We start from the raw sequence: 22,342 nt of genomic DNA, 5'->3' as shown, positions 1-22,342 counted from the left end.
GTATTTACACCATTTTCCAGTTAATCTGCTCGCCCGCATTGAGCGGAATCACATGGCTGTCGCCCAGTGGCAGCGAAGCCGGCAAGGTCCAGCTTTCGCGCTTCAGGGTGATGGTGTCCGTGTTGCGCGGCACGCCGTAGAAGGCGGGGCCGTGGAAGCTGGCGAACGCTTCCAGCTTGTCAAGTGCACCGGCCCGTTCGAACGCTTCGGCATACATTTCCATCGCGTGCAGGGCCGTGTAGCAACCGGCGCAGCCACAGGCCATTTCCTTTGCGCCTTGCGCGTGCGGTGCCGAATCGGTGCCGAGGAAGAAGCGCTCGTCGCCGCTGGCGGCCGCCGTCATCAGCGCCAGGCGGTGCTCTTCGCGCTTGAGGATGGGCAGGCAGTAGTAATGCGGGCGGATGCCGCCCTTGAAAATCTCGTTGCGGTTGTACAGCAAATGGTGCGCCGTGATGGTGGCGGCGATGGGGCCTTCCGCTTCGGCCACATACTGCGCCGCATCCTTGGTGGTGATGTGTTCGAACACGACGGACAGGGCCGGGAAGGCGCTGCGCAGCGGACGCATCACGCGCTCGATGAAGACGGCTTCGCGGTCGAAAATATCGATTTCCGGATCCGTCACTTCGCCGTGCACGAGAAAGGGCATGCCCACTTCCTGCATCACTTCGAGCACCTTGTAGCAATTCTTCAAATCCGTCACGCCCAGGTCGGAATTCGTCGTAGCGCCGGCCGGATACAGTTTGACAGCCTGCACGATGCCGCTGTCCTGCGCGCGGCGGATTTCGTCGGGCGAGGTGTTGTTCGTCAGGTACAGCACCATCAGCGGATCGAAGTTCACGCCTTGCGGCACGGCGGCCAGGATGCGCTCGCGATAAGCGGCGGCATCGGCCGTGGTGGTGACGGGCGGTTTCAGGTTCGGCATGACGATGGCGCGGCCGAACTGGCGCGCGCTGTGCGGCAGCACGCTGGCCATGACGGCGCCATCGCGCAGATGCAAATGCCAGTCATCCGGACGGGTGATGGTGATGGAGGCTGGGGTGTGATCGAGTGTGGACATGGCGGCTGCTCTCAGGCGGTCATTGCGAATAGCGCCATTTTACCAGCCGCGAGGCTGCAGCACAGGCTGGGGAAGCCGGTGCCCCGGCCTAGCAGACAACAAAACGGTCGGTAAGCACCGGCCGTTTTCAACCGCAGGATCACATGCGAATCAGGACTTGGCCGGTACCAGCTCCTGCTTCGCCACCCAGGCGCGGATATCGGCCAGCATCCAGTCCAGCGCGGCGCGGTCGTACACCCGACCACGACTGACCACCAGGCGGATCTGGCGCGTGGCGCCGATGTCCTGCAGCGGATTCGCGTCGAGAACCAGCAGGTCGGCCGCCTTGCCTGCCGCCACGCTGCCATATCGATCCAGCTTGCCCAGGAAGCGGGGACCGTTGATGACGGCAGCCTGCAAGGCTTGCTGCGGCGTCAAGCCATACTGCACGTACAGGCCGATTTCATCGTGCAAGGCCTGGCCCGGGTAGTCGAAGGAATTCAAAAAGCCCGCATCCGTGCCGGCGATGATGCTCACGCCCTGCTGCTGCAAGATCGGCAGCAGCTTTGCCGATTGCTCGAACTGCGTGTGGCGCTGGGCGATGGCTTCCGGGCCATCCTTGGCGGCGCGCTGCACGCGCCAGTCGTAGGTGGCGCGCAAGCCCTTGCCGATGTATTGCAGGGCCGGATCGTGCGTGTGGTCTTCGCGGTCCAGGTAAGCCGTCACGCGCGAACCCCACAGGGTAGGCACGATGGCCGTGCCGCGCGCGGCCAGGTAGCTGAAGGCCTTGCGCGCCGTCGGCTCGTCGTAGCTTTGCACGCTTGCGTGCATGGCTTCCTTGCCCGTCATCGCGCCGGCGGCCACCTTGTCCGTCAGCTCCTGCTCGCGCGGCGTGGTGGCGCGCAGCAAATACGATTGATGTTCGATCGTGCCCAGGCCCGCATCGGCCATCTGCTCCAATGTGAGCTGCACAGGGATATGGCCCGAGGTGCGCATGCCCCGTTCGCGCGCCTGGCGCAGCGCTTCCAGGTACAGCTCAGGCTTCAGCGTGTTTTCCGTGATCTTCACGAAGTCCACTTGCTGCGCCTGCAGGCCGTCGAGCGCGCGCGTGACTTCCTGCGGCGTGCCCACTTCGATGGTGCCCTTCCACAACGGCTTGATGCCTTCGAGCTTGGCGCCCGACGTGAAGATGGTCGGCCCTTGCAACTGACCTGCGTTGATCTGTCGGCGCCATGCCAGCACCGTGTCGGGCAAGTCGCCCGAGCAGTCGCGCACCGTGGTGATGCCGTGCGCCAGGTACAGGGGCAGCAACTGCTTGTTCTCGTCGATCAGCTCGGGGCCGCCGCCAAAGTGCACATGCGTGTCCCACAGGCCCGGCATCAGGTATTTGCCGGGCAGGCGGATGGTCTGCTTCGGCGCGTAGCTGCGCAACTGCGCGTCGTCGACGACGGCGACGATGCTGTCACCCTTGAGCAGCACGGTCTTGCCGTTGACGGCGCGACCGCCAGCAACGTCGATCAGGGTGGCGTCGCGCAGGGCGATGTCAACGGCGATCTTGTCGGCCGCGTGGGCATGGGCGAGCAGGCCCAGCGCCAGCATGGCGCCGGCTATTTGTTTCATGACAGGCATTCGTACTCAACTTCCAAAAAATATTAATGGATGATCTTGGCGAGGAAGTCGCGCGCGCGGTCCGAGCGCGTCGTGTTGAAGAAGTCATCCTTGCTGCAATCTTCGATGATCTTGCCCTGATCCATGAAGACGATGCGGTTGGCCACACGCTTGGCAAAGCCCATTTCGTGCGTGACGACCATCATCGTCATGCCTTCCTGTGCCAGGCCCACCATCACGTCGAGCACTTCGTTGATCATTTCGGGGTCCAGCGCCGACGTGGGTTCGTCGAACAGCATGGCGATCGGGTCCATCGACAGCGCGCGGGCGATCGCCACGCGCTGCTGCTGGCCGCCCGACAGCTGGCCCGGGAATTTATCCTGCTGCGACAGCAGGCCCACGCGGTCCAGGTATTTCAAGCCCTTGACATTGGCTTCGTCGACGCTGCGGCCCAGCACCTTGATCTGGCCGATGGTGAGGTTTTCGCGGATCGACAAATGCGGAAACAGCTCGAAATTCTGGAACACCATGCCGATGCGCGCGCGCAGTTTCGACAAATTCGTTTTCGGATCGTTGACGCTGATGCCGTCGACGATGATCTGCCCCTGCTGGATCGGCTCGAGGCCGTTGACGGTCTTGATCAGGGTCGACTTGCCGGAGCCGGAAGGGCCGCAAATGACCATCACGTCGCCCTTGGCGACATTGGTGGTGCAGTCGGTGAGTACCTGGAACTGGCCATACCATTTGCTGACGTTATTGAGTTCAATCATCTTGTTCTTTCTTTTACGGTTAGCGAATGATGGCGACGCGTTTCTGCAGGCGTTTTACCAGGAACGACAAGGCATAGCACAGCACGAAATACACGACGGCGACAAACACGTACATCTCCACCAGGCGGCCGTCGCGCTGGGCGATCTTCGAGGCGGCGCCGACAAAATCGGGAATCGACAGCACGTACACGAGCGACACGTCCTGGAACAGCACGATGGTTTGCGTCAGCAGCACGGGGATCATGTTGCGGAACGCTTGCGGCAGCACGATGCTGCCCATGGTTTGCCGGTAGTTCATGCCCAACGCCTGGCCGGCCCACACCTGGCCACGCGGGATCGACTGTATGCCGCTGCGCATGATCTCGCAATAATAGGCCGCCTCGAACATGATGAAGGTGATCAGCGCGGAAGAAAACGCGCCCACTTTCACGGGCTCGTTCGCGCCGATGACCCAGGCGGCGATGTACGGCACCAGAAAGTAGAACCAGAAGATCACCAGCACCAGCGGGATCGAACGTATCAGGTTGACGTAGCTCGATGCCACGCCCGAAACGATGCGGTTGCCGGACAGGCGCATCAGCGCCAGCAGGGTGCCCAGCACGATGCCGCCGACCATAGCCAGCGCCGTCAGTTTCAGGGTGAAGACCATGCCGGTCTGGAACAGGTAGACCCACGAGCGGGAGATGACATCGAAGTCGAAATTACCGAACATGTCAATGTCCTCCCGTCTTGGCGCCGGCGACGATGAAGCCCGGGATGGCGACCTTTTTTTCGATCAGGTGCATCAGCACCACCACCAGCAGGTTGACGACGACGTAGATGATGGTGGCGGCCGAAAACGCCTCGAACACCTGGAAGGAAAACTCCTGGATGGCGCGCGCGCTGGCCGTCAGTTCGATCAGGCCGATGGTCAGCGCCACGGAACTGTTCTTGATGATGTTCAAAAATTCGCTGGTCAGCGGCGGCATGATGACGCGCGCGGCCATCGGCAGCAAAATGAAGCGGTAGGTTTGCGGCAGGGTCAGGCCCAGCGCCGTGCCGGCCAGTTTCTGCCCGCGCGGCAGCGCCTCGATGCCCGTCGTTACCTGCACGGCCACGCGCGACGAAGTAAAGAATCCCAGGCACAGCACGGCCGTGACGAACGGCGTATTCGGCAGCGACTTGACCCAGGCACCCAGGTCAGGCGGCAGCAGCTCCGGCATGACGAAATACCAGAGGAACATCTGCACCAGCAGCGGCACGTTGCGGAACAATTCGACGTAGGCATTGGCCACGCCCACCAGCCATTTGTTCGGCAGGGTGCGGATGGTGCCGATCACCAGGCCCAATATCAGCGCCATGATCCACGCCGCACCGGCCGTGGCCAGGGTCCAGACGAGGCCAGACCACAGGGTGTCCATGTACGTGCCCACGCCATCGGGAGAAATCTCCCAGAAAATGCGCCAATTCCAGTTGTAATTCATGATCATCCTTCCATGCAGCTCAAGGAAAGCGGCTTGTCCGCCACCCGTCCCGTAAATAAAACGGGAGGCTTGCGCCCCCCGATTTGTTACGCACTCTTGTTATTTTTTCCGTTTGTCCGAGGTCTTCTGCGCTTCCGGTACGGCCGCATACGCAGCCGGGTCGCCCGAATCGGTCGGATTCGTGAAGACCGCCTTCAATTGCGGCGGCATGGGAAATTTCAGGTTGATGTTTTTCGGCGGGATCGGCGAGGTAAACCATTTCGCGTAGATGCGGTTGATATCGTCGCTCTTGTACAGGCGGATCAGCGCGTCATCGACCACTTTCTTGAAGGCGGGATCGCCCTTGCGCAGCATGATGCCGTACGGCTCGACCGACAGCGCTTCCTTCGTGATTTCGTAGTCGTTCGGGTTTTTCGAGTTGGCCACTTGCGATGCCAGCAGGATATCATCATTGGCTTCGGCCACCGCGCGGCCCGTTTCCAGCATCAGGAACGATTCAGGGTGGTCCTTGCCGACGGCAATCGTCATGCCCAGGTTTTTTTCCTTGTTCAGGATGGTCATCTGCTTGATGGTCGACGTGCCGGCCGTGGCGACCAGGGTCTTGCCGCGCAAGTCTTCCAGGGTCTTGATATTCGAGGTTTTTTTCGACAGCACGCGGTTGCCGATGACGAACATGGTGGGGGCGAATGCCACCTGCTGCTGGCGTTCCAGGTTATTCGTCGTCGAGCCGCATTCGAGGTCGATGGTGCCGTTGGCCATCAGCGGGATGCGGTTGGCCGACGTGACGGGGCTCATCACCACTTTCAGTTCGCTCAGGCCCAGGTGCTTTTGCAGGGCCGTGACAACTTTCATGCACAGGTCGATCGAATAACCCTGGTATTGCTGCTTGTCATCGAGATAGGAGAAAGGCACGGAGCCGTCGCGCACGCCAAGGGTGACGGAACCGGCTTTCTTGATCTTGGCCAAGGTGCCGGTCAATTCCTGAGCCTGGACTGGCGACATGCTGCTGATGACACCGACGCTGAGCAGCGTGGCGATGATTTTGGTCAATTTCATAAATTCTCCTGGGCGGACAAACCGGATGGACTCCGAACGAAACAACTGTGGTGCAGACGCCACCAATGGAATTAATTTTATTTCATTTTCAGCGCTGGACTAGCCGTTTTCTGCGATTGCCCGCAAATAGGCGCTATACGCGCGCCTGAATCGGCGCGGCTGTAGCATTTTTCCTACTGATTTCGCCTTCCCGATTTATTTTGCCGGCGCCAGCCCCGCCAACTCGTCCTCTTGCGCCTCGTCGTCCATATTTGCCTGCTGGCGTTGCCACATCTGCGCGTACAGGCCATCAAGCGCCAGCAATTGCGGATGCGTGCCCCGCTCGACGATGCGGCCATGGTCGAGCACCAGGATTTGCTGGGCATCCGCCACCGTCGACAGGCGGTGCGCAATGACCAGGGTGGTGCGGTTTTTGGCGATGTCCTTCAGCTGAGACTGGATCGCCTGCTCGGCCTTGGAGTCGAGCGCCGACGTGGCTTCGTCGAAGATCAGGATAGCCGGGTCTTTCAGCAAGGTGCGGGCGATAGCCACGCGCTGCTTTTCGCCGCCCGACAGTTTTAGCCCTCGCTCGCCCACCATGGAGTTGTAGCCATCTGGCAAGCTTTCAATAAAATCATGGATCGACGCCGCTTTGGCTGCCGCCACGATGGCTTCCTTGCTGGCGCCCGGCTTGCCGTAGGCGATGTTGTATTCGATGGTGTCGTTGAACAGCACTGTATCCTGCGGCACGATGCCGATGGCTGCGCGCAGGGAATCCTGCGTGATGGCGCGCAAGTCCTGGCCATCGATGGTGATGCCGCCGCCATCGACTTCATAGAAACGGAACAGCAAACGCGACAGGGTCGACTTGCCCGAGCCGCTATGCCCCACCACGGCCGTCGTGGTGCCGGCGGGAATCTGGAAATCCACGTCGAACAGGATTTGCCGCTTGGCTTCATAGCTGAAATCCACATGCGCAAAGCGCACGGCCGCGCCCCGCGTGACGAGCGGCTTGGCTTCCGGCGTATCGGCGATTTCGCGGTTCTCGTTCAGCAAGGAAAACAAACGCTCCATGTCGGCCAGACTTTGCTTGATTTCGCGGTAAATGACGCCCAGGAAATTGAGGGGAATGTACAGCTGGATCATGAAGGCGTTCACCAGCACCAGGTCGCCCAAAGTCATCGTGCCGTTGATGACACCCACCGTGGCGCGCCACAGAATCAGGGTAACAGCCGTGGCGATGATCAGCGACTGGCCCGTATTGAGCAGGGACAAGGAAGTCTGCGATTTCACGGCCGCCGATTCATAGCGCTGCAAACCCTCGTCGTAGCGCTTCGCCTCGTAATCCTCGTTGCCGAAATACTTGACGGTTTCATAGTTGATCAACGAATCGATGGCCTTGGTATTTGCCTTGGAATCAAGGTCGTTCATGGTGCGGCGGAAATGCGTGCGCCAGTTCGTCACCAGCACGGTAAACGCGATATAGGACACCAGCGCCACTGCCGTGATCACGGTGAACCAGATGTCGTAGTGCAAGACCAAGTAGCCGAGCACGAGGGTGATTTCCACCAGGGTCGGCAGGATGTTGAACAAGGTATAGGAAATGAGCGAGCCGACGCTGCGCGTGCCCCGCTCGATATCGCGCGTCATGCCGCCCGTTTGCCGGTTCAAGTGAAAGCGCAGGGACAAGGCATGCAGGTGGCGGAACACTTGCAGGGCGATGGTGCGCACGGCCCGCTGTGTGACCCGCGCGAACAGGAATTCGCGCAATTCCGTAAACAGGGTGGTCGACAGGCGCAGCAAGCCATACGCCACCAGCAAGCCGACCGGCAACACCAGCAGCGCTTGCGGATGGGCAGCCGTGATCGTCATGGCATCGACGAGTTTTTTCAGGATCAGGGGCACGCCCACGTTGGCCAGCTTGGCGCCCACCAGGCATAGCAGCGCCAGCAGCACCCGCCATTTGTAGACCCACAGATACGGCAGCAAGGTCTTGATGGTGGCGAAATCGCTGTGGCTGGCGGAGGCTGGCGAGCGGGGCGGAGGGGGAGTCTGGGAACGGCGCATGGCGAAGGTCGGCTTTTTATGGTTCAATCGGGGCAATTGTAGCCTTTCATGAGAATAAAAGATGAGCACCTCCCCCGACCGTCCCGACAACTGCCTCGCCTCCGGCCTGCCCGCCGGAAAAATGCCGGAATTGCGCATGATGCCAGCGCCGTCCGACGCCAATGTGTACGGCGACGTGTTCGGCGGCTGGATCATGGCGCAGGTCGATATCGCCGGTTCCCTGCCGGCCACGCGGCGCGCCAACGGCCGTGTCGCCACCATCGCCGTCAATTCCTTCGTCTTCAAAAACCCCGTCTTCGTCGGCGATCTGCTCTCCTTCTACGCCGACATCGTCAAGGTTGGCAATACCTCGATCACCGTCAATGTCGAGGTGTATGCCGAACGCAACCGCCTGCAGGCATGCATCGTGAAAGTCACGGAAGCAACCCTGATCTACGTGGCGACGGACTCCGACCGCAAACCGCGCAAAGTGCCGCCGATCGAGACCTTGCTGTCGCCTTGATTGTCGCTGTTACATTAATCCCACGTTTTATTTTCAGACGGCATGGATAGCCAGCGCCGCATCTTCCTGCAGAGCGCCGCCCGCATCGGTGCGCTGGCCGCCGCCGGCAGCGTGCTGTCCGGTTCCAGCGCGAGCGCCGCCACGCGCCTGAATGGCGCCGGCTACCCATTTGCGCTCGGCGTCGCCTCCGGCTCGCCCTTGTCGGACGCCGTCGTGCTGTGGACGCGCATCTGCTACGACCCGCTGCATGCCAGCGCCACGCCCGCCATCGCCCTGAACGTGCGCTGGGAAGTGGCGGACGACGAGGCCTTCCGGCGCATCGCCGCCAAGGGGCAAGCCACGGCCACGCCCGCCCTCGCGCACAGCGTGCACGTCGATGTGGGCGGCCTGGCGCCCGGACGCTGGTACTGGTACCGCTTCATGCTGGGCGACGCCGTCAGCCCCGTGGGCCGCACGCGCACGGCGCCCGAGCCCGGCGCCATGCCTTCTTCGCTGAAACTGGCCGTCGCCTCGTGCCAGCATTGGGAATTCGGCGCCTACGCGGCGCACCGGCACATCGCCGCCGCCGCGCCCGACCTGGTGGCCTTCCTTGGCGACTACATCTACGAATGGGGTCCATACCAGCTGCAGCACCCGAGCCGGGCCGTGCGCACGCATGAAAGTTTTACTCTGGACGACTATCGCGCCCGCTACGCGCAATACAAGAGCGACCACGACTTGCAGGGCGCGCACCTGGCCGCGCCGTGGATCGTCACCTGGGACGACCATGAAGTGGCCAACGATTACGGCAATGACCGCGACGAATTGCTCACGCCTGCCTTTTTGCAGCGCCGCGCGGCCGCCTACCAGGCATTTTATGAACACATGCCGCTGCGCCTGCTGCCGCTGGGCCGGCGGGGTTTTGTCGACATGCGCATCTACCAGCGCTATGACTGGGGCCGCCTGGCGCGCTTTCACGTGCTGGACGACCGGCAATACCGCGCCTACCATGCGTGCGCCAAGCCGGGCCGCGGCGGCTCGAATTCCGTCACCACGCGCAACTGTCCCGACTTGCGCAAGCCCGAACGCACGATGCTGGGCGCAGAACAGCAGCGCTGGCTGCAAGCCGGCCTCGATGATTCTCCCGCGCGCTGGAACATTTTGGCCCAGCAAACCCTGATGGCGCAATCGAGCCAGGTGCCCATCCTGCGGCCCGGCGACGAACGCATCTGGACCGATGGCTGGGATGGCTATCCGATGGCGCGCCAGCACTTGCTCGACGCCTTGCGCAGCAGCAAGGCCAGCAACCCGCTGGTACTGTCGGGCGACGTGCACACCTTTTATGCCACGGAACTGAGCCGCAACGCCATGCGCCCTACCGGCAAGGATAATCCCGTGCTGGCCACCGAGTTTTGCGGTACCTCAATCACGTCGAGTTCCCGCCCGCAGGCACGCACGGAGCAGTACGTGGCGATGAACCCGCACATCCGCTACGGACGCAGCGACAAGCGCGGGTATATGTTGCTGGACATCACGCCGGAGAAAACCACGGCCCTGTTCCAGGGCCTGGAAAACGTGCGCGACAGCGCGTCGGCCATCGCGACACTGGCCAGTTTCACCGTCCAGGACGGCAAGGCTGGCGTACAACGCATCTAGCCTATGCATTTCAAGGCGTCGCGGTAGCGCCGGCTGACGGGTACTTCGCCACCCGTGGACAGCACCGCGCGCGCATCGCCCGATTCCAGCGGCACGATGCTCCGCACAAAGTCGAGGTTGACGATGTAACTGCGGTGCACGCGCAGGAAGCGCTTGCCGTCGAGGCGGCGCTCGATGGCGGCCATGGTCGAGCGCAGCGGATAGTCGTGGCCGCGCACATGCAGATTCACATAATTGCCCCACGCCTGTATCCACTCGATCTCAAAGGCCGGCAGCAGAAAATCCTTGCCCAGCTTGCGCACCAGAAAGCGTTCCGGCTGCTGCACCGGTTCCACGGCAGGCCCTTCATCGGGTTCGCCCAGCAGGGTCGCCTCGCCTTGCCAGCGCATCAACAGCAACTGGTAAAAGCCCGTGAACAATAAAATGGAGAAGTAAGTACGCACATCCTTGACATATTCATACGGCAACTCGCGCCACCAGTTACCGAAATCGTAGTCGCTGCCGGCGCTCCAGTAAGCCAGTTTGCGCAAGGCCACCATGGCCAGCACATGCACGAGGCTGTAGACCAGCGACGCGGCCAGGTGCCAGCGCAGGTTCTGGCGCTGGAAAACCAGGTGCAAGGGACGAAACTGGTTAGCCAGGATCACCACCGGTACCAGCGCCAGCAGCACCAGGTTGCTGCTCCACTCCCACACGGCCACTTCCCAGAAGGGCGTATCGAGCCCGGCGCGCACGCGGTCGGCCCAGCTGATCCAGCAGTTGAGCGACGTTTGCAGCAGATACAGGACGATCCAGAAAGCTGGCTCGGCGATCTGGCGCCAGCGTTGATATCGTTGCAACAAATCGGTGGAAGAGAGGCGCATGGTGGCGGACAGTGAATAAGTTGCATGATTGTAAGGTCCCAAAGCCGTCCCAGCGCCACCGCTCGTCACAAACAGCCCGCGATTGATCACTTTTCGCTGGTTCGCCCCGTGCGGCCTGCCTATGCTGGGGCATTCCCTGACCGACGGACCCCACGACCATGACCACAGATTCCCGCCGTTACGATATCGATGCCTTGCGCTTTCTTGTCTTCAGCCTGCTGATCGTCTACCACACGGCCATGCTGTACCTGGATGGCGCCGCCTTCCACATGAAAAGTACTTACTTGACGGAAACATTGAACTTTCCCATGGTCTTTATCAACCGGTGGCGCATGGAAATCGTGTTCCTTATTTCCGGCGTGTCCTGCGCCATGATGACGCAGGCGTCCAGCGGTGCGTTCCTGTGGCGCCGGGTCAAGCGCCTGTTGCTGCCCTTGCTGTTTGGCGTGCTGGTGGTGATCCCCGTGCAACCGTATTGCGAGGGCGTCAGCAACGGTCTGGTCGAGCCTGGCTATGGACCATTCCTGCTGCATTACTTTGGCGGCTACGCCTGGCCGGCCGGCGCATTTACGGGCTGGAAAACCAGTTTTACGTGGAACCATCTGTGGTATCTGGTGTATCTGTTGCTGTACACCATCGTGCTGGTGACCTTGCAGCCGCTGCTGGCCAAGGCAAGACCGCTGTTTGCGGGCCTGCGCGGCTGGCGTCTGCTGGTCCTGCCCGCCCTGCCAACGCTGGCGGCAACGGTCTTCCTGAAGCTGCGCTATCCGGAAACCCATGCGCTGCTCAAGGATTGGTACGCGCACGCCATCTATTTCACCATGTATCTGTATGGCTGGTGGCTGGGCAATGACAAGGGAGTGTGGCAGGAACTGGCGCGCTTGCGCTGGCAGGCGCTGCTGCTGGCACCCTGCGCGTTTGCCGTGTATCTTGGTTTTGACCTGGTGGCTTCGGAAAACCTGCTGACCTGGGCCTCGTTTGGCTCCTGGCCCATGCGCAACCTGTACATGTGGCTGGCCATCTGCGCCATCCTGGGCTGGTCGCACACCTTGCTGAATAAACCGTTTGCCTGGCTGCCATGGGCGCGCCAGGCCGTCTTTCCCTGGTACATATTGCACCAGAGCGCGATCGTGCTGCTGGCCTACTGGCTGGTGCCGTTGCAGCTGGGCCCCGTGCTCGAGCCGCTGCTGATCTTGGCAGGCACGGTGGCGACCTGCTGGCTGGGGACGTCGCTGCTGATCAGCAAGGTGAGCTGGCTGCGTCCCTGCTTCGGCTTGCCCGCCCGGCCACGGCAAGCCGTGGCGGCGGACACAGCCCTGGCGGCGAGTTAAGCCGCTTTCTTTTCGTCGCGCAATTGACGGCGCAAGATCTTGCCGACATTGGTTTTCGGCAATTCATCGCGGAACTCGATGTATTTCGGCTTCTTGTACGCCGTCAACTCATGCTTGCAATGCTCGCGGATCTGTTCCACCGTCAGGTTCGGATCCTTGCGCACGACAAACACTTTCACGGCTTCGCCCGAGTTGGCATCCGGCACGCCGATGCAGGCGCATTCCAGCACGCCCGGGCACGACGCAACCACATCTTCCACTTCGTTCGGATACACATTGAAGCCGGAAACGATGATCATGTCTTTCTTGCGGTCCACGATCTTCACGTAGCCGCGCTCATCCATGACGCCCACGTCGCCCGTCTTGAAATAGCCGTCGGCCGTCATCGACTTGGCCGTCTCGTCCGGACGCTGCCAGTATCCCGCCATCACTTGCGGGCCACGCACGGCGATTTCGCCCGGTTCGCCCAGCGGCACTTCCACGCCATCGTCGTTCAAAATCGCCACTTCCGTCGACGGGAAAGGCAAGCCGATGGTGCCCGTGAATTCCGTGATGTCGACACGGTTACCCGTCACCACAGGCGACGTTTCCGACATGCCATAGCCTTCGATCAGCGGGCAACCCGTCAATTTCAGCCAGCGTTCGGCCACATTGCGCTGCAAGGCCATGCCGCCGCCATTGCACACTTTATAGCTGGAAAAATCGAGCTTGGCGAAGTCGGCATTGTTCAGCAGCGCGTTATACAGAGTATTAACTGCCGGGAAGACGACGATCTTGTGCTTGGACAACTCCTTGACGAAACCGGGGATGTCGCGCGGGTTGGGGATCAGCACGCTCATGCCGCCCAGGCGCATGCCCATCAGGGCGCTGACCGTCAGCGAATAGATGTGATACAGGGGCAAGGCACACATGAAGCCCATCGAGGTGGCGCGCATTTCCTTGGTCATCACGGGCGACATCCACGCCTCGTTTTGCAGCACGTTGGCGATCACGTTACGGTGCAACAACATCGCGCCTTTCGACACGCCTGTCGTGCCGCCCGTGTACTGCAGGAAGACGATATCGTCATGTCCCTGCTGTACCGGCGTCAAGGTCAAACGGGCACCCTCGGCCAGCATCTTGTTGAAGCTGATGGCGCCCGGCAAGGAAAACGCGGGCACCATTTTCTTGATCTTGCGCACGACGAAGTTGACGATGGTGCCCTTCAAGCCACCGAGCAAGTCGCCCATGGTGGCGACGATCACATGCTTGACCTGGGTATGCGGCAATACCTGTTCCACCGTGGTGGCGAAGTTTTCCAGCACGATGATCGCTTCGCTGCCCGAATCGATCAGCTGGTGCTGTAATTCGCGCGGCGTGTACAGCGGATTGACGTTCACCACGGTGTAGCCGGCGCGCAAGATCGCCGCCATGGCCACCGGATACTGCAACACGTTCGGCAACATGATCGCCACGCGCGCGCCCGCTTGCAGGCCCTTGCTTTGCAGCCAGGCGCCCATCTGTTGCGACAGCTGGTCAAGCTCGCGGTAGGTGAGGAATTTATCCATGCACACGAAGGCGTTGCGGTCCGCATATTTCTGGAACGACTCTTCCAGCAAATGCGTGACGGAACGGTATTGCGTGCAATCAATCTCTGCGGGAACGCTGTCCGGGTACGACTTCAACCAAATCTTGTCCATCTCGCCTCATCTTTATCTGTAATAGGGACGCGCCTCCTGGCGCATCCCACACTGTTTATGCTGCTATCTTTGTTTCGTCACGCAGAGCGCGACGCAAAATCTTGCCGACGTTGGTCTTCGGCAGTTCATCGCGGAACTCGATGTATTTCGGCCGCTTGTAACCCGTGAATTGTTCCTTGCAGTACGCGGCCAGCACTGCCTGGGTCAGGTTCGGATCCTTGCGCACGACAAACACTTTCACGGCTTCGCCCGAGTGTTCGTCCGGCACGCCCACGCAGGCGCACTCGAGTACGCCAGGATGGGCCGCGATGACGGCTTCGACTTCGTTCGGATACACATTGAAGCCGGAAACGAGAATCATGTCTTTCTTGCGGTCCACGATCTTCACGTAGCCGCGCTCGTCCATGATGCCCACGTCGCCCGACTTGAAGTAGCCATCGGGTGTCATGACCTTGGCCGTCTCGTCGGGACGGTTCCAGTAGCCGCTCATCACTTGCGGGCCGCGGATGGCGATTTCGCCCGTCTGGCCCAGCGGCACTTCCTTGCCGTCATCGTCGAGGATGGCGATGTCGGTCGAGGGCACGGGCAAGCCGATGGTGCCGGAAAACGCCGTGCTGTCGGCGCGGTTGCAGGTGGCGACGGGCGATGTTTCCGACAAGCCATAGCCTTCGATGATGGACACGCCCGTCACTTGCAGCCACTTGTCGTTGACGGCTTGCTGCACCGCCATGCCGCCGCCATTGGCGATCTTCAAGCCCGAGAAATCGAGCTTGGCGAAATCGGGGTGGTTCACCAGTGCGTTATACAAGGTATTGACCGCTGGCAGCAGGTTGAATTTGTACTTGCCCAGTTCCTTGATCAGGCCCGGAATATCGCGCGGATTCGGGATCAGGATATTCAGGGCGCCCACCCGCGTGCCCCACATCGCGCACGCCGTCAGCGCAAAGATATGGTACAGCGGCAAGGCGCAGACGACGATCATCTGTTCCTTGCTGTTCTGGTCGAGCGCCGCGCCCGACCACGCTTCGCTCTGCAGCACATTGGCGATCACATTGCGGTGGCTCAAGGTCGCGCCTTTCGACACGCCCGTCGTACCGCCCGTGTATTGCAGGAAGGCAGCGTCATTGACGCTCAGCTCGACGGGCGTGAGTTTCATGCGGCTGCCCAGCGCCAGCGCCTGCTTGAAGCGCATGGCGTTCGGCAAGGAATACGCGGGCACCATCTTCTTGACGTTGCGCACGACAAAATTGACGATCATGCCCTTCAAGCCGCCCAGCATTTCGCCCATGCTGGCGACGACGACGTGCTTGACGGCCGTCTTGCCCAGCACCTGTTCCAGCGTATGGGCGAAGTTTTCCAGCACGATGATGGCTTCGCTGCCCGAATCATTGAGCTGATGCTCGAGTTCGCGCGGCGTATATAAAGGGTTGACGTTGACCACCGTGTAGCCGGCGCGCAGGACGGCGGCGATCGCCACCGGATACTGCAGCACGTTCGGCATCATCAGGGCCACACGCGCGCCCTTCTTCAGGCCGCGGCTTTGCAGCCAGGCGCCCAGTTGGCGCGAATAGGTGTCGAGTTCGGCATAGGTGAGGAATTTGTCCATGCAGACATAGGCATTGCGATCCGCATATTTCTGAAACGCTTCTTCCAGCAAATGCACCAGCGAACGATATTGATCAGGATCGATGTCGGCGGGGACGCCGGGAGGATACGACTTCAGCCAAATTTTTTCCATCCTGTGCCTCTTGTCTCGAATAATCGTGGGGGAGCCGGCGCACCCTGCCGGCGCGGATCATTGCTGCGGATTCTGTCGTCCTGCAGTCAGTTTGAGCATTCTGACGAGCAATTGCTCTATGCTACTAATGCGATGCTATCGGGCGCCGGGCTTCCATGCAAGCGCTTTCAACAGTATTCGAGCGGCAACTCTAGGGGTATTTTGTGCTGCACTGCAACATGATAAATACGCTGTTGCAGGATCGTTCGCCTTGACGTCCGAGACAATCTTTACGGGTCACGGGCTGGACAATTGTTCCAGCGCCTGCCTGCGCTCAGGCTTCTTGATCTGGGCCATTGTGTGCACTGCAGCATAAAAAGCACGAAAGTTCTTTTTTTCTTCCAGCAATTTTTTGAAGGCCGGCAAAAATTCATTGTAGGTAGACACGGAAGCCAGGTGCGCATTGCTCAATGGCTGCTCGAACCAGCGGTCGTAACCGGCAAAACCACCCCAGTTTTTCTTCAGGACCTGATACGCTTCTTGCAATGCCGCAAATACCTGCGCCTTGCGCGCGCGCTTGTCCGCATCGCTGGCGTCGCTCGCATACACGGACTCCAGTTCGCCCCGGTATTTCAATAGCAAGGCCAGGAAATCCTGCCGCCGCGCCGCATACTGGGCATACGCCGCGCGCATGCTGTCGTTGCCCTCGCGCGCCAGCCAACGCTGCACGCCCGCCTCTTCCACGGCACTGGCAAACGACTCGTTGAAGGCCGAGTCGCCAGGCACGTACACCACCTGGTGCGCCAGCTCATGGAAGATCAGGCGCGCCAGTTCCGCATCGTTGTAGTGAATAAAGGTCGACAGCAGGGGATCGTCGAACCAGCCCAGGGTGGAATACGCGGGCACGCCACCCACCTGGACGTCGTAATGCTGGGCTCGCAACTCGTCGGCATACGCGAGCGCCTCCTCCTTGCTGTAATAGCCGCGATAGCTGACGCAGCCGGCGATGGGAAAACACCATTGCAGCGGCTGCAGCGACAATTCCGGCGTGGCCACCACGTTCCACAGCACAAACGGGCGCCGCAGCGCCGCATAGTTCTTGTAGCTGCCATTGTCGGGCAAGTCCAGCTCGCTGACGGCAAAGCGGCGGATTTGCTGCGCCTTGGCCAGACGCACTTTCAGGCGCGGCTCGGTAGCCGGATCATCGAGCCAGTCGCCGATAGGGCGCGCGCCGGACCACAGGGCATATTGCCCCTGCGCCGCTTGCGTGTAGTAGCGCAACTGCGTGCAGCCGCCCAGCAGCAGGCATACCGTGCCGACGAGCAAGCGGGCCGGCCAGCGCGCCATGGTCAGGCAGCCTTTTCCACTTCGACCAGCGTATCGTAGAAGGTCGGCGCGCGGCCCATGTCCGTCAGGCGCTGGCTGGTCACTTCGTTGGCGTTCTTGCCGTCGCTGGCGAGTTTCTTCCACCACACGGACAAGCCCACGACCAGGCCCCGTCGCGCCTTGTCCGTCACCCTGGCCTTGGCCACAAAGCTGCCGCGGTCATTAAATATGCGCACCATGTCGCCGGCCACGATGCCGCGCGCGGCGCCATCGTCGGGATGGATATCGAGGTGCGGCTCGCCTTCGGCCGCGCGCAGGCTTTTCACGTTCACAAAGGTAGAATTGAGGAAATTGCGCGCCGGCGGGGAAATCATGGCCAGCGGATAGCGGGCCGCCAGCGCGGGATTGCTGGCCAGCGATTCGTGCGGCGCGATATACGCGGGCAAGGGATCGAGGCCCGCCAGCGCCATGGCTTCCGAATACAATTCGCACTTGCCCGATGCCGTGGGGAAACGCCCCTCGGCAAATGGCGCTTCCGGCATGGCCAGCTTTTGCCAGCCCGTGCGTTTCAGCGATTCCCAGTCGAAATGCACGGCGCGCGCATCCGTCGCATCGAACGCCTTGGCCGCCAGCGCATCGTCGCTTTCCTGGAAGCACGGGTCATCAAAGCCCATGTATTGGGCCAGCAGGCGGAAGATTTCCGTATTCGCCTTCGCTTCGCCCAACGGCGCCACGGCCGCATTGTTCGCCATCATGTACAGGTGGCCATAGGTGGCATGCGTATCGACGTGTTCCAACTGCGTGGTGGCGGGCAACACGATGTCGGCGTAGTCGACGGTATCGGTCTGGAAATGTTCGAGCACGACCGTAAACAAGTCTTCACGGGCAAAACCCTGCGCCACTTTCGAGGAATCGGGCGCCACGGCCAGGGGATTCGAGTTGTAGACGATCACGGCCTCGACTTGCGGGCCAAACTCGGGCGACGCCGTTTTCAGCAGATCGTCGCCGATGGTGCTCATATTGATGGTGCGCGGCGTGCCTTTGAGCAAATCGGGGCGCTGCAGGGCCTTGCGGTTGATGGGGAAGGAACCCGAGCTCGACAGCTGCATGCCGCCGGCCGGATGGCGCCAGGCGCCCGTCAGGGCGGGCAGGCAGGCGATATTGCGCACGGCCATGCCGCCGCCATGCACGCGCTGCACGCCATAATTGGCCCGGATGGCGGCGCCCTCGCCGGAGCGGCACGCCTGGCCGTACAGGCGCGCCAAGTCAACCACTTCCGTGGCCGTGATGCCGCACACTTCGGCCACCCGCTCGGGCGGCCATTCCAGGGCCCGCTGTTTCAAGGCATCGTAGCCAACAGTGTAGCGCTCGATGTAATCATGATCGAGCAAATCTTCCACAATCAAGACATGCATCAAACCCAGCGCCAGGGCCGCATCGGTCCCCGGCAGCAACGCGACGTGCTGATGGCACTTTTCCGCCGTCAGCGAACGGTAGGGGTCGATGGCGATCAAGGTGGCGCCATTGCGCTTGGCTTCCTGCGCGCGCATCCAGAAGTGCAAATTCGAGGCGATCGGGTTGCCGCCCCAGATGATGATCAACTTGGCGTTCTGGAACTGTTCCAGATCCGTGCCTATGCTGGCGCCCACCGTGTAGCGGTAGCCCGTGGCGCCCGCCGAGGCGCAGATGGTGCGGTCCAGCAAGGAAGCACCGAGTTGGTTGAAGAAACGCGACGACATCGACTCGCCCTGCACCAGGCCCATGGTGCCGCAGTAGCTGTACGGCAAGATCGCCTGAGGATCGCGCGCGGCGATCGGTTTCAAACGGGCCGCGATGGTCTGCAGCGCTTCTTCCCAGCTGATGCGCTCGAACTTTCCTTCCCCCTTCTTGCCCACGCGGCGCAGCGGATGCAGCAGCCGATCCGCATGGTAGGTGCGCTCCGTGAAGCGCGACACCTTGGTGCACAGCACGCCCGCCGTAGTCGGATGGTCGGGATCGCCCTTGACGGCTGTTGCCACCCCGTCGGTCACGGTGACCAGCAAGGCGCAGGTATCGGGGCAGTCGAGCGGGCAGGCGGCGCGCACTTGGGTGGTGGTCATGGGGCAATCCAAAAACGTTGGGGGAAGGCGATACTGTAAACCATTCCGCGCGCTTGCTGTTGGCGCCGTGGCAAGCACGTCCGTGCGCTGGATTTACCCGGCAAACAAGGGCTACAATGCACTATTAGCCGCGTCTGTTTTTGATCAAACAAGCGCGGTCCGGCGCGCCATACATTGCTGCGCGCCAGCATCCACAGGAGAGTCCCATGAAACTAGTTGATCCGATCTTGGCGTTTCAATCCGAGCTGCAAGGTATCCGCCGCGACCTGCACGCGCATCCCGAGCTGTGCTACGAAGAACAGCGCACCTCGGACGTGGTCGCCGCCAAACTGACGGAATGGGGCATTCCCGTGGTACGCGGTCTGGGCCGTACTGGCGTGGTCGGCATCATCCAGCATGGCACGTCCAAGCGCGCCATCGGCTTGCGTGCCGATATGGATGCCTTGCCGATGCAGGAAATGAATACCTTCGAGCATGCTTCACGCCATCCGGGCAAGATGCACGCCTGCGGCCACGACGGCCACACGGCCATGCTGCTCGGCGCCGCCCATTACCTGGCGCAACACCGCAACTTCGATGGCACGGTCTACCTCGTCTTCCAGCCGGCGGAAGAAGGCGGCGCCGGTGCGCGCGAAATGATCGAAGACGGCTTGTTTACCCGCTTTCCCATGGATGCCATCTACGGCATGCACAACTGGCCAGGCGCGGAAACGGGTACCCTGAGCGTGGTGGAAGGGCCAATGATGGCGTCCAGCAATGAATTCCATGTCACCGTCAAAGGCAAGGGCGCGCACGCGGCCCAGCCGCACAAGGGCATCGACCCCGTCATGGTAGCCGTGCAAATCGCGCAAAGCTGGCAAACCGTCATCACCCGCAACAAGAGTCCGCTCGACACGGCCGTGTTGTCGATCACGCAAATCCATGCGGGCAGCGCCACCAATGTGATTCCCGATGACGCCAGCCTGGTCGGCACCGTGCGCACCTTCACCACGCCCGTGCTGGACCTGATCGAAGAGCGCATGCGCGAGATCGCCGTGCACACGGCCGCCGCCTTTGGCGCGGAAGTCGATTTCCACTTCAAGCGCAACTACCCGCCGCTGGTCAACCACGCGAAGGAAACGGCGTTTGCCGTGGAAGTGATGAAAAGCGTGGTCGGTGCCGACAAGGTCAACGCGAATGTTGAACCGACCATGGGCGCGGAAGACTTCGCGTTTTTCCTGCAGGAAAAAGCTGGCTGCTATATCTTCATCGGCAACGGCGATGGCGAGCACCGCGATGGCGGCCACGGCCTGGGTCCGTGCGTCTTGCACAATGGCAGCTACGACTTCAATGACAATCTGCTGCCCATCGGCGCCAGTTTTTGGGTCAAGCTGGCCGAAGCGAGCCTGCCCGTCACGTAAGTCAGCTCAGCTTATCCGGACCGGTGCCCAGGCGCTGGCCCGGATTCAACGCTTCCAGGGCCAGCAAGGCAGCCGCGTGGTCTGCCGTCGGGTGGCTGGCGGCGAGGGTTTCATAGCGCTGCGTCACCAATTGCGTCACCGGCAAGGTGACGTGGGCCGCTTCCGCTGCCGCGAGGATGTTGTGCATGTCCTTGATCTGGCTTTTCACCTGTCCACCGGCAACAAAATTGCGTTCCAGCATGCGCTGGCCATGCACCTCCAGAATCTTGCTCTCGGCAAAACCGCCACGTATCGCTGCCCGTACGGCGCTCGCATCGGCGCCGGCCGCCTGCGCCAGCAATAACGCTTCCGCCACGATATTCAGGGTGGCGCCGACGATCAGCTGATTGCACAGCTTGGCGACCTGGCCGCTGCCGGCCGGCCCCACCAGGGTCGGGCGCCCCATGGCCGACAGAATCACTGCAACCCGCGCGTAATCGCTGGTACTGGCGCCGGCCATGATGGCCAGGGTGCCCGCCTGTGCCCCGCCGACGCCACCCGAGACGGGCGCATCGATGAAGGCATGGCCTGCCGCCTGCAAGGTGGCATGGAATTGCTGGGCTTCTGCTTGCTTGGTGGAACTCATATCGACCCATAGCGCCCCTGCACGCAAGGCTGGCAGCGCCTCTTGCAGCACCTGCGCCACGATGGGACCGGCTTCCAGCATCGAAATGACCACGTCCGCGTCATTGACCGCCTCGGCCACGGAAACGGCGGGCTGCGCCCCTGCCTCACGCAGGACTTGGGCCTTGCTGTGCGTGCGATTCCAAATTGTGACAGAATATCCAGCGCGCAGCAGGCACCTGACCATCGGATCCCCCATCAGACCGATACCGAGAAATGCGATTTTTGTAGAGAATGTCAATTGAACCTCTGAAATCAAACGGGTGGCGGGAACACTGTGCAAAACTGGGTGTCTGCGCAAACAAGACGAGCCTTACGGCCAATTTTACGATGAAAGCCTCTATGTCCTTCAAGAAGAATATCCTCAAATCCATCGCTGCCATTACCGCGCTGATGGCAGCCAACGCCGGCTTTGCCGCTGACGACAAACTGATCGACTCCGTCTACGGCGAATATGCCAAGGGCGTGAAGGTACAAATGGTACGCGCCGGCGTGACCTCGAACTGGGATAAGGCCTGGTTCGTATCGAATGGCACACAACTGAGCGGTTACTGGGATGCCAGCATCGGTGGCTGGGATGGCAAGAGCTATCGCAATGTCCCTGGCCAGCATCAAAAACTGTGGGACTTGGGCTTTACCCCCGTGTTCCGCTTTGAAAACACGAACAAGCTGGGCTTCTATGCGGAAGGCGGCATTGGCGTGCACATGCTGTCCAAGCTGTACGATAACGACGATAACCGCCTGTCGACGCACTTCCAGTTCGGCGACCATATCGGCGTTGGCTATATCTTCAATAACAAATGGGAAGTCGCTGCGAAGATCCAGCATTTCTCGAACGGCGGCTACAAGAAACCGAATAGCGGCGTCAATTACATGAATGTCAAAGTCGCTTACCATTTTTAATGGTTATGACAAATGAACAAGGCACCGCGTAGCGGTGCCTTTTTTTACGCCTTTCTGTTGGCAAAACAAAACCGCCAGACGTAAAAAAACCCCAACCGGATCACCGGAAGGGGTTTTTTCGCATAACAAGCCTGACGATAACCTACTTTCACACTGGTTGCAGCACTATCATCGGCGCAAAGTTGTTTCACGGTCCTGTTCGGGATGGGAAGGGGTGGGACCAACTTGCTATGGTCATCAGGCAT

General features: G+C 61.1%; 18 protein-coding genes and 1 rRNA gene. 5 read left to right on the top strand and 14 right to left on the bottom strand.

The window, feature by feature from the left end:
- Positions 1-4: 4 nt before the first annotated feature.
- The 7 genes from pyrC to O0881_RS20135 form a co-directional block, all read right to left on the bottom strand.
- Complete coding sequence (gene pyrC / locus O0881_RS20165) at positions 5-1,057, bottom strand: dihydroorotase (protein WP_099666203.1); 1,053 nt, start codon at positions 1,055-1,057, stop codon at positions 5-7.
- A 150-nt stretch (positions 1,058-1,207) separates the two neighbouring features.
- Positions 1,208-2,656: an amidohydrolase family protein gene (locus tag O0881_RS20160; RefSeq protein WP_289912671.1), complete on the bottom strand. Its 1,449-nt coding sequence runs from the start codon at positions 2,654-2,656 to the stop codon at positions 1,208-1,210.
- Positions 2,657-2,688: 32 nt separating this feature from the next.
- The gene (locus tag O0881_RS20155; protein ID WP_289912670.1) at positions 2,689-3,414 is read right to left on the bottom strand and encodes an amino acid ABC transporter ATP-binding protein; all 726 of its coding nucleotides are present in this window, start codon (positions 3,412-3,414) and stop codon (positions 2,689-2,691) included.
- A 19-nt stretch (positions 3,415-3,433) separates the two neighbouring features.
- Entirely contained in the window at positions 3,434-4,126 is a 693-nt protein-coding gene (locus O0881_RS20150) for an ABC transporter permease subunit (protein WP_152254769.1), read from the bottom strand.
- A gap of 1 nt (position 4,127) precedes the next feature.
- Positions 4,128-4,877, bottom strand: a complete 750-nt coding sequence (locus O0881_RS20145; RefSeq protein ID WP_289912669.1) for an amino acid ABC transporter permease — start codon at positions 4,875-4,877, stop codon at positions 4,128-4,130.
- 99 nt (positions 4,878-4,976) lie between these two features.
- Positions 4,977-5,933 carry an amino acid ABC transporter substrate-binding protein gene (locus O0881_RS20140; RefSeq protein ID WP_099666199.1) on the bottom strand — a complete coding sequence of 319 codons (957 nt, stop codon included), beginning with the start codon at positions 5,931-5,933 and terminating at the stop codon, positions 4,977-4,979.
- A 195-nt stretch (positions 5,934-6,128) separates the two neighbouring features.
- The gene (locus O0881_RS20135; RefSeq protein WP_289912668.1) at positions 6,129-7,979 is read right to left on the bottom strand and encodes an ABC transporter ATP-binding protein/permease; all 1,851 of its coding nucleotides are present in this window, start codon (positions 7,977-7,979) and stop codon (positions 6,129-6,131) included.
- Positions 7,980-8,040: 61 nt separating this feature from the next.
- On the opposite strand from O0881_RS20135, the gene O0881_RS20130 reads away from it, so the two are divergent.
- Entirely contained in the window at positions 8,041-8,481 is a 441-nt protein-coding gene (locus tag O0881_RS20130) for an acyl-CoA thioesterase (RefSeq protein ID WP_052139932.1), read from the top strand.
- 42 nt (positions 8,482-8,523) lie between these two features.
- Positions 8,524-10,116: an alkaline phosphatase D family protein gene (locus O0881_RS20125; protein WP_289912667.1), complete on the top strand. Its 1,593-nt coding sequence runs from the start codon at positions 8,524-8,526 to the stop codon at positions 10,114-10,116.
- On the opposite strand, the gene O0881_RS20120 is transcribed toward O0881_RS20125, so the two are convergent.
- Entirely contained in the window at positions 10,113-10,979 is an 867-nt protein-coding gene (locus O0881_RS20120; RefSeq protein WP_289912666.1) for a LytTR family DNA-binding domain-containing protein, read from the bottom strand. The two genes, O0881_RS20125 and O0881_RS20120, sit on opposite strands and share 4 nt — an antisense overlap.
- Before the next feature lie 158 nt (positions 10,980-11,137).
- Here O0881_RS20120 and O0881_RS20115 point away from each other — a divergent pair, with 158 nt between their 5' ends.
- Positions 11,138-12,310 (top strand): acyltransferase family protein, encoded by a 1,173-nt coding sequence (locus O0881_RS20115; protein WP_289912665.1) that lies wholly within the window; start codon positions 11,138-11,140, stop codon positions 12,308-12,310.
- Here the strand turns inward: O0881_RS20115 and O0881_RS20110 are convergent.
- The 4 genes from O0881_RS20110 to O0881_RS20095 form a co-directional block, all read right to left on the bottom strand.
- Positions 12,307-13,989, bottom strand: coding sequence for a long-chain fatty acid--CoA ligase (locus O0881_RS20110; protein WP_289912664.1), 1,683 nt, complete (start codon positions 13,987-13,989; stop codon positions 12,307-12,309). The genes O0881_RS20115 and O0881_RS20110 overlap by 4 nt on opposite strands.
- 55 nt (positions 13,990-14,044) lie before the next feature.
- Complete coding sequence (locus O0881_RS20105; RefSeq protein WP_289912663.1) at positions 14,045-15,727, bottom strand: long-chain fatty acid--CoA ligase; 1,683 nt, start codon at positions 15,725-15,727, stop codon at positions 14,045-14,047.
- Between the two features lie 276 nt (positions 15,728-16,003).
- A complete protein-coding gene (locus O0881_RS20100; RefSeq protein WP_289912662.1) occupies positions 16,004-17,053 on the bottom strand; it encodes an aminopeptidase in 1,050 nt (349 codons plus the stop codon).
- Between the two features lie 2 nt (positions 17,054-17,055).
- A complete protein-coding gene (locus tag O0881_RS20095) occupies positions 17,056-19,131 on the bottom strand; it encodes a molybdopterin oxidoreductase family protein (protein WP_289912661.1) in 2,076 nt (691 codons plus the stop codon).
- 206 nt (positions 19,132-19,337) lie between these two features.
- On the opposite strand from O0881_RS20095, the gene O0881_RS20090 reads away from it, so the two are divergent.
- Complete coding sequence (locus tag O0881_RS20090; protein ID WP_289900580.1) at positions 19,338-20,531, top strand: M20 aminoacylase family protein; 1,194 nt, start codon at positions 19,338-19,340, stop codon at positions 20,529-20,531.
- Between the two features lies 1 nt (position 20,532).
- On the opposite strand, the gene O0881_RS20085 is transcribed toward O0881_RS20090, so the two are convergent.
- Positions 20,533-21,417, bottom strand: coding sequence for an NAD(P)-dependent oxidoreductase (locus O0881_RS20085; RefSeq protein WP_289913239.1), 885 nt, complete (start codon positions 21,415-21,417; stop codon positions 20,533-20,535).
- A gap of 119 nt (positions 21,418-21,536) precedes the next feature.
- Between O0881_RS20085 and O0881_RS20080 the strand changes: the two genes are divergently transcribed.
- Positions 21,537-22,097: an acyloxyacyl hydrolase gene (locus tag O0881_RS20080; RefSeq protein ID WP_289912660.1), complete on the top strand. Its 561-nt coding sequence runs from the start codon at positions 21,537-21,539 to the stop codon at positions 22,095-22,097.
- A gap of 129 nt (positions 22,098-22,226) precedes the next feature.
- On the opposite strand, the gene rrf is transcribed toward O0881_RS20080, so the two are convergent.
- A 5S ribosomal RNA gene (gene rrf / locus O0881_RS20075) occupies positions 22,227-22,339 on the bottom strand.
- Positions 22,340-22,342 lie beyond the last annotated feature (3 nt).

The sequence above is a fragment of the Janthinobacterium sp. SUN100 genome, from assembly GCF_030397705.1.
Classification (GTDB): Bacteria; Pseudomonadota; Gammaproteobacteria; order Burkholderiales; family Burkholderiaceae_D; genus Janthinobacterium; species Janthinobacterium kumbetense.
This window is presented reverse-complemented; position numbering and strand designations above follow the sequence as displayed.

What these genes read in the sequence shown, in the direction of transcription:
- pyrC (WP_099666203.1), bottom strand. Translation starts at nt 1,057, where the DNA reads ATGTCCACACTCGATCACACCCCAGCCTCCATCACCATCACCCGTCCG.
- O0881_RS20160 (WP_289912671.1), bottom strand. Translation starts at nt 2,656, where the DNA reads ATGAAACAAATAGCCGGCGCCATGCTGGCGCTGGGCCTGCTCGCCCAT.
- O0881_RS20155 (WP_289912670.1), bottom strand. Translation starts at nt 3,414, where the DNA reads ATGATTGAACTCAATAACGTCAGCAAATGGTATGGCCAGTTCCAGGTA.
- O0881_RS20150 (WP_152254769.1), bottom strand. Translation starts at nt 4,126, where the DNA reads ATGTTCGGTAATTTCGACTTCGATGTCATCTCCCGCTCGTGGGTCTAC.
- O0881_RS20145 (WP_289912669.1), bottom strand. Translation starts at nt 4,877, where the DNA reads ATGAATTACAACTGGAATTGGCGCATTTTCTGGGAGATTTCTCCCGAT.
- O0881_RS20140 (WP_099666199.1), bottom strand. Translation starts at nt 5,933, where the DNA reads ATGAAATTGACCAAAATCATCGCCACGCTGCTCAGCGTCGGTGTCATC.
- O0881_RS20135 (WP_289912668.1), bottom strand. Translation starts at nt 7,979, where the DNA reads ATGCGCCGTTCCCAGACTCCCCCTCCGCCCCGCTCGCCAGCCTCCGCC.
- O0881_RS20130 (WP_052139932.1), top strand. Translation starts at nt 8,041, where the DNA reads ATGAGCACCTCCCCCGACCGTCCCGACAACTGCCTCGCCTCCGGCCTG.
- O0881_RS20125 (WP_289912667.1), top strand. Translation starts at nt 8,524, where the DNA reads ATGGATAGCCAGCGCCGCATCTTCCTGCAGAGCGCCGCCCGCATCGGT.
- O0881_RS20120 (WP_289912666.1), bottom strand. Translation starts at nt 10,979, where the DNA reads ATGCGCCTCTCTTCCACCGATTTGTTGCAACGATATCAACGCTGGCGC.
- O0881_RS20115 (WP_289912665.1), top strand. Translation starts at nt 11,138, where the DNA reads ATGACCACAGATTCCCGCCGTTACGATATCGATGCCTTGCGCTTTCTT.
- O0881_RS20110 (WP_289912664.1), bottom strand. Translation starts at nt 13,989, where the DNA reads ATGGACAAGATTTGGTTGAAGTCGTACCCGGACAGCGTTCCCGCAGAG.
- O0881_RS20105 (WP_289912663.1), bottom strand. Translation starts at nt 15,727, where the DNA reads ATGGAAAAAATTTGGCTGAAGTCGTATCCTCCCGGCGTCCCCGCCGAC.
- O0881_RS20100 (WP_289912662.1), bottom strand. Translation starts at nt 17,053, where the DNA reads ATGGCGCGCTGGCCGGCCCGCTTGCTCGTCGGCACGGTATGCCTGCTG.
- O0881_RS20095 (WP_289912661.1), bottom strand. Translation starts at nt 19,131, where the DNA reads ATGACCACCACCCAAGTGCGCGCCGCCTGCCCGCTCGACTGCCCCGAT.
- O0881_RS20090 (WP_289900580.1), top strand. Translation starts at nt 19,338, where the DNA reads ATGAAACTAGTTGATCCGATCTTGGCGTTTCAATCCGAGCTGCAAGGT.
- O0881_RS20080 (WP_289912660.1), top strand. Translation starts at nt 21,537, where the DNA reads ATGTCCTTCAAGAAGAATATCCTCAAATCCATCGCTGCCATTACCGCG.